Origin of the sequence: Bacillus thuringiensis, assembly GCF_001455345.1 — a bacterium.
Classification (GTDB): domain Bacteria; phylum Bacillota; class Bacilli; order Bacillales; family Bacillaceae_G; genus Bacillus_A; species Bacillus_A thuringiensis_N.
In genome coordinates, this window is record NZ_CP013274.1 from 569,085 (window position 1) to 581,787 (window position 12,703).

Consider the following 12,703-nt stretch of genomic DNA (forward strand, 5'->3'; position numbering starts at 1 on the left):
TTCTCAAGATTTTATGTATTATTAGAGTAATGGGGGTAATGAGAATGGAGGAGGACAATGCAACAAACATTAGAAAAAATAGGCAAACAAGTCTTTTACAAACGGCTACAGCAAAAAATGACACAAGAAGAATTATGTCAGGGCATTTGTTCTGTCTCATACTTAAGTAAAATCGAAAATGGAAAGATCGAAGCATCAGAAGAAATTCTACAATTGCTCTGCGCAAGATTAGAAATTGCCGTGACGGATTTGAGGGATGTAGAAGAAGATGTGAAGGGGAAGTTGGATGAATGGCTAAATGCATTAATTCGTTTGGATAAGGCGCAGATTGAACGCATACGTAATGAATTGGAAGATGATATGCAAAGTGTTCTAGATTTTGAAATCATAAATTATTATAAACTACTTAATATACGCTATTTACTGATGAAAAGAGATTTACCAGCAATCGCAGAAGAATTAGAGAAGCTTAAGAAGGCATATAAGAAATTTTCACCTTTTCAGAAGTTATTATATACGTATAGTAAGGGGTTATTATGCTGTTTACAATATAAGTGGAAAAAAGGATTAGAGGATTTACTTGAGACAGAGATCATGGCTAAAGAACTTGGATATCATGAGACAGGAATTTATTATAATATTGCACTTACTTATAGTCACTTGGAAATTCAGCATCTTACTTTACATTTTGCAAATATCGCATTAGAGGCATTTAGGAATGAGTATAAATTTCGAAATGTGATAAATTGTCAAATTCTCATTGCATTGAGTTATGCAGAACAAGGGCAATATGAAGAAGCTTTAAAAATGTATGAGAATATATTGAGGGAAGCGGAGGCTTTTGCAGATAAAGATGTTCTGATGTCTATTACTCTAAGTAATATGGGCAATATATATTACAAAAAGAAAAAATATCAGCAAGCAAAAGAACACTATTTAGAGAGTTTACAACTTCAAAAACAAGTAGATTTAAATTATATAGATACATTATACGAAATGGCACTATCGTGTATTAAATTAGAACAATTTGAAGAAGCAAAAGGATGGATTAATAAAGGTGTTATTGCTGCTAAACGTGAAGAGCGTTTTAATACAAAATTGTATTCGATTCTTATGCTTCAACATAAGTATTTTGAAGAAGCGAAAGAGTACAAAGAATTTTTAGAATTAGAAGCGATACCTTTTTATAAATCAGCAGGAAATAAAATTGAATTAAAGAAAGTATATATAGAACTTGCAGAATATTTTTCTCAATCATTAAAATTTGAGCAAAGTAATCAATATTATAAATTAGTTATTGAAATGTTAGAAGATCATAAGGAGGATGGAAAATGAAAAAAGTAGTAGCTGGAATTTTAACATTGGCAGTAGTGCTCACAATTGTGGGTGGAGTACAATATACGAATAAACCAGATACTTATGCATTATATGCTAATACATCGCAAGAAGTAAATTTATAATATTGAAAAACCCCTTTCCAATCGGAAAGGGGTTTTTCAATATTTGTTCCTCAAAATTCTACAAAACTTGAGAAAAAAATTATTTGAATTTTTAGTATATTAATAGTGGAAACATAATGCTAATATGAAACTACTCTTTTTCAAAAAAATAATTTATTAGGGGGAAGGTTCATGAAAAAGAAAAGTTTAGCGTTAGTGTTAGCGACAGGAATGGCAGTTACAACGTTTGGAGGGACAGGCTCTGCATTTGCAGATTCTAAAAATGTGCTCTCTACTAAGAAGTACAATGAGACAGTACAGTCACCGGAGTTTATTTCTGGGGATTTAACTGGAGCAACTGGTAAGCAAGCAGAATCTGTTGTGTTTGATTATTTAAACGCAGCAAAAGGTGATTATAAGTTAGGGGAAAAGAGTGCGCAAGATTCTTTCAAAGTGAAACAAGTGAAGAAAGATGCTGTAACTGATTCAACAGTATTACGTTTGCAACAAGTATACGAAGGAGTACCTGTATGGGGTTCTACGCAAGTAGCTCACGTAAGTAAAGATGGTTCTTTAAAAGTATTGTCTGGAACAGTTGCACCTGATTTAGACAAAAAAGAAAAGTTAAAAAATAAAAATAAGATCGAAGGCGCAAAAGCGATTGAAATTGCGCAAAAAGATTTAGGGGTTACACCTAAATATGAGGTAGAACCAAAAGCGGATTTATATGTATATCAAAACGGTGAGGAAACAACATATGCATACGTTGTAAATTTAAACTTCTTAGATCCAAGCCCAGGAAACTACTACTATTTCATTGAAGCAGAAAGCGGTAAAGTATTAAATAAATTTAATACAATCGATCATGTGACGAATGATGATAAGTCACCAGTCAAACAAGAGGCTCCTAAGCAAGATGCAAAAGCAGTTGTAAAGCCTGTAACAGGAACAAATAAAGTAGGAACTGGTAAAGGTGTATTAGGAGATACGAAGTCGCTTAATACAACGTTATCTGGATCATCTTACTACTTACAAGATAATACACGCGGAGCAACAATTTTCACATATGATGCGAAAAACCGCTCGACATTACCAGGAACATTATGGGCAGATGCAGATAATGTTTTCAATGCAGCGTATGATGCAGCGGCAGTAGATGCTCATTACTATGCAGGTAAAACATATGATTATTATAAAGCTACATTTAATAGAAACTCTATTAATGATGCAGGAGCACCGTTAAAATCAACAGTCCATTACGGAAGCAATTATAATAATGCATTCTGGAACGGATCACAAATGGTATACGGAGATGGTGATGGTGTAACGTTCACTTCTTTATCGGGTGGTATTGATGTAATTGGTCACGAATTAACGCATGCTGTTACGGAAAATAGCTCGAATTTAATTTATCAAAATGAATCAGGCGCATTAAATGAAGCGATTTCTGATATTTTTGGTACTTTAGTAGAATTCTATGATAACCGTAACCCAGATTGGGAGATTGGTGAAGATATTTACACGCCTGGTAAAGCAGGAGATGCACTTCGTTCTATGAGTGATCCAGCGAAATATGGTGATCCAGACCATTATTCTAAGCGTTACACTGGTTCAAGTGATAACGGTGGGGTTCATACAAACAGTGGTATTATTAATAAACAAGCTTATTTATTAGCGAATGGTGGTACGCATTACGGTGTAACTGTAACTGGTATCGGTAAAGATAAGTTAGGTGCAATTTATTACCGTGCAAACACACAATATTTCACGCAATCTACTACATTTAGCCAAGCTCGTGCTGGTGCAGTACAAGCCGCAGCTGATTTATATGGTGCGACTTCTGCGGAAGTAGCAGCAGTTAAGCAATCGTTTAGTGCGGTTGGTATAAACTAAGAGGATTTAAGAGAGTATTATTAATAAAATACCTCAAAAATAAAGAAGGAGCCTATGCTCCTTCTTTATTTTTTTCTCCATTTTTTCCACAAATAAAACAATCCAATAGCGCCTGCAATTGTTACAATCCACTTCGCTTCATTTGTTCCGTTCATAACATGATAGGCAGAATATACTTCGATTAGCAAAGCCGGTATTTTACCTATTGTACTGGCAATACTGAAGGATAGTAGTGACATTTTGCCTAGAGCTGCAAATAAAGTCACGATACTGGATGGAATGAAAGGAATGAACCGGAACGATAGGACGAGTAGAAAAGCCTCTTTGCCTTGTACATAAAGAAGACGCTCTACCTTTGGGTACTTATTTACTTTATCGTGAGTGAACTTTTGAAGGCCTATACGATAAATATAAAACGAGATAATAGCCCCTAATGCCTCACCTGCGATCGAAATAATGGTTCCGTTTGTTACACCAAAGAGCTGGATGTTAATAGCAGTCAAAAAAATACTAGGGATAACACCTAAAAGGCTAATAACGATGTTAATTAAAATACTAAGTGGAATTGCAATTGAATAATAGTCTGTTAAGAAGTTTTGAATTGTTTCAGCCATTATTTAAAATCCTTTATCTTTTTTTGCATTACACCATATTTCCATTGTGTAGGCAAGTGGAAATTTACATAATGTAGAAAAACGTTGATAAAACACCATTGATATACCTTATAAGGGTATTAGGTATATAAAATAGGGGGTATATTTAACTTGTTTGAAAATAACCAAATAAACCCTGTTTTTAAAGGGTTTATTTGGTTATTTTAGCGATGATTTAATACGGGAAATAATTTGAAAAACATGGGGGTATATTTATAGAAAGGGCGAAAATAGTGATTTAATGAAACTAGGGTGATAATATAGCAAAATAGATGAGAAATTTAAAAAATGTATATGTTTTTTCGGAGTGAAATTGACTTTTAGTGAAGTTGCGATAATAATCATGAAAGAGGTGATATGATGAAACGAATAAGTAGTCTTTTCTTGAGTAGTTTATTGGCATTAATGCTGATCTTAAGTGGATGTGCAGGAAAAGAACAAAAAACAGAGAAACCAACAGGGAATCAATCGACATCAGTAGAAAAAATTAGTGATAATATTTTAGATGAAATGGAAGGGCCGCCTAAAAATGGTCATACGATTGAAAGACATGTAGGAAAATCAGAAGAAGATTTAAAGAATCGCTTGAAGACAGATAAAGTATCAGCGGCAAGTACATACTATGATAAGGAAACAGCGACGAAAGCTGTAAAAGATAGTTTGAAGCAGCATGATAAGGAAATTCAAGATTGGTTAAAAAATTCTAAAGAGGCTCGTCTCGTATTAAATACAACGCATTCATTCCCGGTTGGAAAAACGGTAATAAAGAAAAATATGAATGTAAAAGACAAGTTAGTAAAAACTGTTACTGTTTTAGCGAGAGATAAGTCAGGAGATTTAGGGTATAAGATCATTACTTCTTATCCATCTGATAAATAAGAAGGGGGAGTAAATATGTATACGACATTACAATATTTTCTCAAATCGTACTGTACGTTAAGTATCCATGAAGATGAAATAGTAGGCGTGATGGAAGAATTTATAGAGCAAGAAGATGAAGAAATTGTTTTGAAATTACGCGATGAATTATTATATATGAAGAAAAAGGATGCTTGGGAAAAAGCGTGCGTATTAGCTGCAAAGCAAGGAAATCGTATGTGGTCTTTAGAAGAAACGAAAGACCATCTTGCAACCTTTTTAGTATTATTGCAACAAAAAAAGGCGTGAGTAGATCACGCCTTTTTTGTTGGTTTAATAGTACATCATTGTGTTGGAGCGCTTTTATATACGCTTTTTGAAATTTGTCCATTAGATACTACTTCACCGTTTTGTGTTACTTTTTTATACGTAACTGCTGTTATTTTATCACCAGTCCTACTAACTACTTGAGAAGAAACTTCAACATTTTTACCAGTATTTGTACCGAAAATACGTGTAGTAATACTACCTCCATTTGAAAATGCTTGAATATAAATATGATTGCCTGTATTGTTTTTAAATTTTAAATCTGGACCATAATCTGCTACTGCTGCATCTTGCCCAAGTGGTAAATAATTTACGGGCATAGAATGATTACTTCGAGAAACAATTCCTAAATCTGCCCTTAAAGCGGCGCTATATAAAGTACTACTAACTTGGCAAACGCCTCCGCCTGCACTTTGTATAACCTTACCTTGTGAATATACGGCTGCGGATTTATAACCATGTGCAGCATCCGTTACGCCAACGCGGCCATTAAAACTAAATGTTTCATCAGGTGCGACAATAACGCCACTTAAAGTATTAGCTGACTTATTTACATTAAAGGATTGATTCCCATTACGACCAGCCATTGGAGTCGAATATTCAGCGATTACTTCTTTAATCCCCATTTTCTGTATATCTTCTGTAGAACGTTCAGGTTTTAATAGTGTAACTGGTAACGTAACGTCGGATGTGCCAGAAGTAATGGCTTGTTGCGTTAAATCAGTTAACTTGCCTTTATCGATTTTTTCTCCATTTTGACTTTGGCTAATATTTACTTTAGTGCCTTCAATACTTAATTCTGCATTAACAGGATTTTTTAATATTTCATTATATTTATCCTTCATAAAGCTTTCATAAGCAGTTGTATTTACTTGAGGTGTTAATTTATAGTCGCGTTTTAATTCACCGTCTTCAGCTTGCTTCCGCATTTTGTAACGATTCATTGCGTTTCCTTCTTGTTCTTTAAAGATTTTGTCGATAATATCTTTTTCTTTATAATTTACCCCTAAATCTTTCCATGTGTAAGTTTGTTTATCATTTTGGAATATGTAAGTAAGTGATTTTTGATCTAACTCAGTTATCTTTTGATTAATAATGGCTTGAATATCTTTTTTATTTTTTCCGTCGAGAGAAATACCTTCAAATGTAGTATTTGGTAATGCAGTAGTATCTAATTGATTATTTAGTTTGGATACATATTGATATCCGCCAACACCGCCAACACAAAGTAATATGCCCCCAGCAATTGCAGAACCGATCAGTATTTTACTTAGCTTCATCTATTTCCCCCCAGAAATTTTTGTATAAATATATGTATTACATTTTTTGTATAAAAATGATGAAAATAACAGTATGTACGTACTAGTATACTATTATTTCCACTATGCGTGTAATGTTTTTATAAAAAATGTTACATTGGTGTAATAATTGTCTCTTTTTGTCACAATATGTACGAGAAATATGTTGGGAATTATAATAAAAAGGCTGTCTAGAAAGATCTAGCAGCCTTTTTATTATAATTTTTTATGTTCATTTTTATTCGTGACACCGAGATGTTCTTGTAATGTCGTCGAAATATTATTGACGCTTGTTTCATTTGGAACGTAATAATAAATACCATTTATATATTTATCAGTGCCGTCTACTTGCATTTTGTCCATCTTTAAATTGGAATCCATTGAGTTTTTGGCAATTGTCATCATATCATCAAAAGTTAAATTGGTTTTTAAGTCTTTATCGACAGCATCTAATAGGCCACCAATTTTATTAATGGAATTAAGAGATAGTGCTTTTTCAGCAATAGCTTCTAGAACAAGCTGTTGTCGTTGCCCGCGCATATAATCACTATCGATATGACGAGTTCTAGCTAGTGCTAACGCCTCTTCTCCATTTAAATGTTGGCGTCCTTTTTTCAGATGAATTGCATCTGGTTCGTCTTTGCTGTTTTGTTCTGTGAACTCAACCGGAACATCGACAGTAATACCACCAAGGGAATCGACAATTTTAATAAAGGATTTAAAGTTGAATTTTACATAGTAGTCAACTGGAACATCCAAAAATTTCTCTACCGTATCAATGGTGCTGTCCACACCACCGAATACGTGCGCATGTGTAATTTTATCGTATTTATCACGTGATTTAATATAGACACGTGAGTCACGTGGAATACTGACAAGTTTAACAGATTTATCGTTTTTATTAATTGTTGCAAGTAATAGTGCATCTGTACGAGTTGCTTTCCCATAATTCTTGTCCCTAATATCACTTTCATCAACACCCATAATAAGTACGGAAATGTTGTCAGTCATAGGTTTAACGGCTTTTTCACGTTTGCTGGATTTATCTCCGCGACCAAGTTCAGAATAGGCATTACTTAAAATTGATTTTGCTTTACTGTATATATGGAAGGAATATCCTCCTGCTCCAAGTGCTATAATCAGTAATGGAATAAGAAGGAACCAAAGTAGGCGTTTTTTCTTTGAGCGTCCTTTTTTGGCTCGAGTATCTTTGTTCGTATCGGATTTCATCATTTTTTCTCCTTTAAAACTATCAAAGTGTATACATCTAGAAGCGTATTCAAACACATAAAAAATATTGTACGCTAAATAAAAGCGATTGTACATGTATAAAAAATAGATGTCTTGATTATTTATCCCGTATTAACGGGCAGTAAAACTCCCACCTCAAAGTCCAGTGAATACAATGAAGTTAGGTGGGAGATAACTGCCCGTAAATACCCGATTGGTTCAACTAATAATCAGAGTGGGGATAGCCCCACTCTGATTAAAGTTTCACTTTATAAGACACCTATTCGTTATTGTATACAAAAGATAGGGATAAGAAAATGATAAAATTTTACCTAATTACAACATAATGCTTACGATAATTGCCGATAAAATGCTAACGAGAGTAGCTCCATATAGTAATTTAAGACCAAATCTGGCAACAACGTTTCCTTGTTCTTCGTTTAATCCTTTTACCGCTCCTGAAATAATACCGATAGAAGAAAAGTTGGCAAAAGAAACGAGGAAAACAGAAATAATACCAATGGTACGGGGAGAAAGGCTATTAGAAATTTTACTAAGGTCCATCATCGCTACAAATTCATTTGTTACAAGCTTTGTTGCCATAATGCTACCAGCTGCGACAATTTCAGAACTTGGTACACCGATAAGAAACGCAATTGGTGCAAAGACGTAGCCGATTAATTGCTGGAAAGTAATGCCGAATATAATGAGGAATAGATCATTAATGCAGCTCATTAATGCGACAAATCCAATAAGCATAGCGCCAACAACGATAGCTACGCGAAAGCCATCTAGAATGTATTCTCCAAGCATTTCAAAAAAGCTTTGCTTTTCGCCTTTAATTTCTAAAATATCTTCTTCATCTTTCACATCGTAAGGGTTAATGATGAGTACGATAATGAATCCACTAAATAAATTGAGAACGAGTGCGGTTACTACATATTTAGGTTCAATCATTGTCATATAGGCACCTACGATAGACATAGATACGGTTGACATGGCAGATGCGCAAAGTGTATAAAGACGGTGTTTTGGGATTTGAGCTAATTGTTTTTTTACCGTAATAAAAACTTCTGATTGGCCGACAATGGCAGACGCGATAGCGTTATAAGATTCTAACTTCCCAAGACCATTTATTTTGCTAAGGAAGTAACCGATCCAATGAATAAAAAATGGTAGTATTTTGAAATGTTGTAGTATACCAATTAAGACGGAAATGAAGACGATTGGTAATAAAACAGTAAGGAAAAATGACATTTCACCTTTATTCGCAAGACCGCCAAATACGAAGTTTATACCATCAGCAGCATATTCGAGTAACTTTGTGAACAGATTGGAAATGACTCGAATAAGTATGAGACCGATTTCTGTATTTAATAATAAATAGGTTAAAATCAACTGGATAATAAGCATGATGAAAATTGGTTTGAATTTAATATGTTTCTTATTGTTACTAGCGATATAAGCAAGGAAGAAAACAACGATAAGTCCCACGAAAAAAGTAATAAATTTCATAGTAAGCCCCCTAAAAGAGATATTCTGCTATATATGTTTTTCATTTCAAGGGAGAATATGCATCTTTGGTAAAGAAAGGAATAGAGAGTATGAATATAAGTAGAGTGCATCACGTTGCAATTATTTGTTCGAATTATAAAGTGTCAAAGGATTTTTATACTAGGATATTAGGTTTTAAAGTGATAAATGAAGTATATAGAAAGGAACGAGATTCTTATAAGTTAGATTTATGTGTAGGACAAGAGTATCAAATTGAATTATTTTCATTTCCAAGCCCTCCTAATCGCCCAAGTTTTCCAGAAGCGGCTGGACTTAGACATTTAGCATTTGCTGTTACAAATATAGGAGAGGCTGTACAACATTTAAGTCAATGTGGTGTTGAAACTGAGGCAATACGTATTGATGAGATAACCGGAAAAAAATTCGTCTTTTTCAAAGACCCCGACGGTCTACCTCTAGAATTGTATGAGGTTTGAAATTGGTGAATTTTATATAGGGTTGCTTTTGAGTAAATGAAGAAACTAAAGTGAAACTTCTTTTTTAAAGGAGGTGTAACTTTAGCTAAGAAAGCTAAAGGATATATGTGGATATTTTAAAATTACTGATGGTAGTTATCCTTATTGCATTAACAGGTTTTTTTGTAGCTGTTGAGTTCGCGATTATTAAGGTGCGTAGCAGTCGTATTGATCAACTCGTTAGTGAAAAGCGACGAGGAGCATTGGCAGCTAAAAAAGTAACCTCGAATTTAGATGAGTATTTATCAGCATGTCAGCTAGGTATTACAATTACTGCTTTAGGGCTTGGGTGGTTAGGTGAGCCGACTATAAAACATTTACTCGAGCCGTTGTTTTTAAAACTACATTTATCTCCCGCAATTGCAAGTACAGTTTCGTTTATTATTGCATTTGCAGTTATTACGTTCTTACATGTTGTCATTGGTGAACTTGCTCCGAAGACGTTTGCTATACAAAGAGCGGAACAAGTCAGCTTATTATTATCGAAGCCACTTATTTACTTTTATCGAGTAATGTATCCGTTTATTTGGGCTTTAAATGGTTCTGCAAGGCTTGTAACAGGATTATTCGGCTTACATCCGGCTTCTGAACATGAAGTAGCTCATTCGGAGGAAGAATTACGATTAATCCTATCAGAGAGTTATGAGAGCGGAGAGATTAATCAAAGGGAATTTAAATATGTAAATAATATTTTTGAATTTGATAATAGAGTCGCAAAGGAAATTATGGTACCTCGTACGGAAGTTGTAGGTTTATATGAGGATGAATCATTTGAAACACATATTAAAATAATCGCACAAGAAAAATATACGAGGTATCCTGTATTTGGTGAAGATAAAGATGAAATCATTGGAATGGTTAATGTAAAGGATTTATTTATTCGTTATATGGATGGTAATCGGGACGAGGAGTGCTCGATTATGCCATATACAAGGCCAGTTATTGAAGTGCTAGAAAATATTCCAATTCATGATCTACTATTACAAATGCAAAGAAAACACATTCCATTAGCTGTGTTGTATGATGAATATGGAGGTACAGCTGGGATTGTTACATTGGAAGATATTTTAGAAGAAATTGTTGGAGAAATTCGAGATGAATATGATGAAGATGAACACCCGCCTATAGAGCATATAAGTGAAGGGTGTAAAATTGTAGAAGGAAAAGTGCTTATTAGTGAAGTGAATGATTTATTTGGCATTCACTTAATCGCTGATGATGTAGATACAATTGGTGGCTGGATTATGGTACAAAGGCAAATCGTTGCTGAAGGAGATATTATTGAAAAACACGGCTTTTCTTTTAAAGTTCTGGAAAAAGATATGCATCAAATTAAACGGGTGGAAATAAAGAAGGTAGAAGAATGATTTTCTATAAAAGAAATATATAGAAAAATAAATGTTTGCGCTTTCAAAAAAGGTGCTATATAGTGAAGGTGGATACTGAAAAATTCTTCTGAACGATACTCGTATTTTTAGAGGGCGAATTTTTTAGATAGGGATTTAGAATGAAAAGTATAGGTGATGAAAATGATAGCAACGAAGGATATACGTATAGAAAAAGATTTTTTAGGTGAAAAAGAAGTACCAAGTGTAGCTTATTACGGTGTACAAACATTACGTGCTGTAGAGAACTTCCCAATCACAGGATATCGTATTCATCCGTCACTTATTACGGCAATGGCAATTGTGAAAAAAGCGGCGGCACTTGCAAATATAGATACTGGTTACTTAGCGAAGGACATTGGACATGAAATTGCGGAGGCAGCGCAAGAAATTGTTGATGGAAAATTTCATGATCAATTTATTGTAGATCCAATCCAAGGCGGTGCTGGAACTTCTATTAATATGAATACAAATGAAGTAATCGCTAATCGAGCGTTAGAACGTATGGGGCATGAAAAAGGCGAGTATGCGAAAATTAGCCCAAACACGCATGTGAACATGGCTCAATCAACGAATGATGCATTTCCAACAGGAATTCATATCGCAACTCTTATGATGTTAGAAGAACTTCTTATTACAATGGAAGAACTTCATTCTGCTTTCCGTGCAAAAGCAAAAGAGTTCGATCACGTCATTAAAATGGGACGTACACATTTACAAGATGCTGTGCCGATTCGTCTTGGTCAAGAATTTGAAGCGTATAGCCGAGTGCTTGCGCGTGATATAAAAAGAATCAAACAGTCTCGCCAACATTTATATGAAGTAAATATGGGGGCGACAGCTGTTGGTACGGGATTAAATGCAAACCCTACCTACATTGAACAAGTGGTTAAACACTTGCGAACATTTAGCGGATTCCCACTTGTTGGTGCAGAGCATTTAGTTGATGCAACGCAAAATACAGATGCATACACAGAAGTATCTGCAGCATTAAAAGTGTGTATGATGAATATGTCTAAAATTGCGAATGACCTTCGTATTATGGCATCTGGTCCACGTGTTGGATTAGCAGAAATTCAATTACCAGCTCGTCAACCAGGTTCATCTATTATGCCGGGGAAAGTAAATCCTGTTATGGCAGAAGTAATTAATCAAGTTGCTTTCCAAGTAATTGGTAATGATCATACAATTTGCTTAGCGTCAGAAGCAGGACAATTAGAGTTAAACGTAATGGAGCCTGTGCTCGTATTTAATTTAATTCAATCTATTAGTATTATGAATAACGGATTCCGTGTATTCCGTGAATATTGTATTAAAGGGATTACAGCAAATGAAGAATTGCTGAAACAATATGTTGAGAAAAGTGTTGGAATTATTACAGCAGTTAACCCTCATATTGGTTATGAAGCAGCGTCGCGTATTGCACGTGAAGCGATTGAAACAGGAAAATCTGTTAGGGAGCTATGTTTAGAGCATGGTGTACTAACAGAAGGAGAATTGGATATTATTTTAGATCCATTCGAAATGACGCATCCTGAAATTGCTGGAGCTTCTTTACTAAAGAATAAGAAGATGTAATGTGAAAAAACA

At 34.4% G+C, this 12,703-nt stretch carries 12 protein-coding genes; 8 read left to right on the forward strand and 4 right to left on the reverse strand.

What is annotated here, in order from left to right:
- Nucleotides 1-57 precede the first annotated feature (57 nt).
- The 3 genes from ATN06_RS03130 (at nt 58) to ATN06_RS03135 (ending at nt 3,332) form a co-directional block, all read left to right on the forward strand.
- Entirely contained in the window at nt 58-1,335 is a 1,278-nt protein-coding gene (locus tag ATN06_RS03130) for a helix-turn-helix domain-containing protein (protein ID WP_060629497.1), read from the forward strand.
- Nucleotides 1,332-1,460 (forward strand): NprX family peptide pheromone, encoded by a 129-nt coding sequence (locus ATN06_RS27960; RefSeq protein ID WP_088116305.1) that lies wholly within the window; start codon nt 1,332-1,334, stop codon nt 1,458-1,460. Before ATN06_RS03130 ends, ATN06_RS27960 begins: the two co-directional genes overlap by 4 nt.
- 171 nt (nt 1,461-1,631) lie before the next feature.
- Entirely contained in the window at nt 1,632-3,332 is a 1,701-nt protein-coding gene (locus ATN06_RS03135) for a M4 family metallopeptidase (RefSeq protein WP_060629498.1), read from the forward strand.
- Nucleotides 3,333-3,397: 65 nt separating this feature from the next.
- Here the strand turns inward: ATN06_RS03135 and ATN06_RS03140 are convergent, their stop codons facing one another.
- Nucleotides 3,398-3,946, reverse strand: a complete 549-nt coding sequence (locus ATN06_RS03140; RefSeq protein WP_060629499.1) for a TVP38/TMEM64 family protein — start codon at nt 3,944-3,946, stop codon at nt 3,398-3,400.
- Nucleotides 3,947-4,345: 399 nt separating this feature from the next.
- On the opposite strand from ATN06_RS03140, the gene ATN06_RS03145 reads away from it, so the two are divergent.
- Nucleotides 4,346-4,864: an RNase A-like domain-containing lipoprotein gene (locus ATN06_RS03145; protein ID WP_060629500.1), complete on the forward strand. Its 519-nt coding sequence runs from the start codon at nt 4,346-4,348 to the stop codon at nt 4,862-4,864.
- Nucleotides 4,865-4,879: 15 nt separating this feature from the next.
- Nucleotides 4,880-5,152: a hypothetical protein gene (locus ATN06_RS03150; protein WP_060629501.1), complete on the forward strand. Its 273-nt coding sequence runs from the start codon at nt 4,880-4,882 to the stop codon at nt 5,150-5,152.
- 35 nt (nt 5,153-5,187) lie between these two features.
- Here ATN06_RS03150 and ATN06_RS03155 read toward each other — a convergent pair whose 3' ends face one another.
- The 3 genes from ATN06_RS03155 to ATN06_RS03165 form a co-directional block, all read right to left on the reverse strand.
- Entirely contained in the window at nt 5,188-6,450 is a 1,263-nt protein-coding gene (locus ATN06_RS03155) for a VanW family protein (protein ID WP_060629502.1), read from the reverse strand.
- 234 nt (nt 6,451-6,684) lie between these two features.
- Nucleotides 6,685-7,701 carry an LCP family protein gene (locus ATN06_RS03160; RefSeq protein ID WP_060629503.1) on the reverse strand — a complete coding sequence of 339 codons (1,017 nt, stop codon included), beginning with the start codon at nt 7,699-7,701 and terminating at the stop codon, nt 6,685-6,687.
- Between the two features lie 333 nt (nt 7,702-8,034).
- Nucleotides 8,035-9,213 (reverse strand): NupC/NupG family nucleoside CNT transporter, encoded by a 1,179-nt coding sequence (locus ATN06_RS03165; RefSeq protein ID WP_060629504.1) that lies wholly within the window; start codon nt 9,211-9,213, stop codon nt 8,035-8,037.
- Between the two features lie 89 nt (nt 9,214-9,302).
- Here ATN06_RS03165 and ATN06_RS03170 point away from each other — a divergent pair, with 89 nt between their 5' ends.
- The 3 genes from ATN06_RS03170 to aspA all read left to right on the forward strand — a co-directional run bounded on the left by ATN06_RS03170 (nt 9,303) and on the right by aspA (nt 12,691).
- Nucleotides 9,303-9,689, forward strand: coding sequence for an SMU1112c/YaeR family gloxylase I-like metalloprotein (locus tag ATN06_RS03170; protein ID WP_060633088.1), 387 nt, complete (start codon nt 9,303-9,305; stop codon nt 9,687-9,689).
- 107 nt (nt 9,690-9,796) lie between these two features.
- Nucleotides 9,797-11,095, forward strand: a complete 1,299-nt coding sequence (locus ATN06_RS03175) for a hemolysin family protein (protein WP_060629505.1) — start codon at nt 9,797-9,799, stop codon at nt 11,093-11,095.
- Nucleotides 11,096-11,257: 162 nt separating this feature from the next.
- Nucleotides 11,258-12,691, forward strand: coding sequence for an aspartate ammonia-lyase (gene aspA / locus ATN06_RS03180; RefSeq protein WP_060629506.1), 1,434 nt, complete (start codon nt 11,258-11,260; stop codon nt 12,689-12,691).
- Nucleotides 12,692-12,703 lie beyond the last annotated feature (12 nt).

What these genes read in the sequence shown, in the direction of transcription:
- ATN06_RS03170 (WP_060633088.1), top strand. Translation starts at nt 9,303, where the DNA reads ATGAATATAAGTAGAGTGCATCACGTTGCAATTATTTGTTCGAATTAT.
- ATN06_RS27960 (WP_088116305.1), top strand. Translation starts at nt 1,332, where the DNA reads ATGAAAAAAGTAGTAGCTGGAATTTTAACATTGGCAGTAGTGCTCACA.
- ATN06_RS03145 (WP_060629500.1), top strand. Translation starts at nt 4,346, where the DNA reads ATGAAACGAATAAGTAGTCTTTTCTTGAGTAGTTTATTGGCATTAATG.
- ATN06_RS03165 (WP_060629504.1), bottom strand. Translation starts at nt 9,213, where the DNA reads ATGAAATTTATTACTTTTTTCGTGGGACTTATCGTTGTTTTCTTCCTT.
- ATN06_RS03155 (WP_060629502.1), bottom strand. Translation starts at nt 6,450, where the DNA reads ATGAAGCTAAGTAAAATACTGATCGGTTCTGCAATTGCTGGGGGCATA.
- ATN06_RS03130 (WP_060629497.1), top strand. Translation starts at nt 58, where the DNA reads ATGCAACAAACATTAGAAAAAATAGGCAAACAAGTCTTTTACAAACGG.
- ATN06_RS03140 (WP_060629499.1), bottom strand. Translation starts at nt 3,946, where the DNA reads ATGGCTGAAACAATTCAAAACTTCTTAACAGACTATTATTCAATTGCA.
- ATN06_RS03150 (WP_060629501.1), top strand. Translation starts at nt 4,880, where the DNA reads ATGTATACGACATTACAATATTTTCTCAAATCGTACTGTACGTTAAGT.
- aspA (WP_060629506.1), top strand. Translation starts at nt 11,258, where the DNA reads ATGATAGCAACGAAGGATATACGTATAGAAAAAGATTTTTTAGGTGAA.
- ATN06_RS03160 (WP_060629503.1), bottom strand. Translation starts at nt 7,701, where the DNA reads ATGATGAAATCCGATACGAACAAAGATACTCGAGCCAAAAAAGGACGC.
- ATN06_RS03135 (WP_060629498.1), top strand. Translation starts at nt 1,632, where the DNA reads ATGAAAAAGAAAAGTTTAGCGTTAGTGTTAGCGACAGGAATGGCAGTT.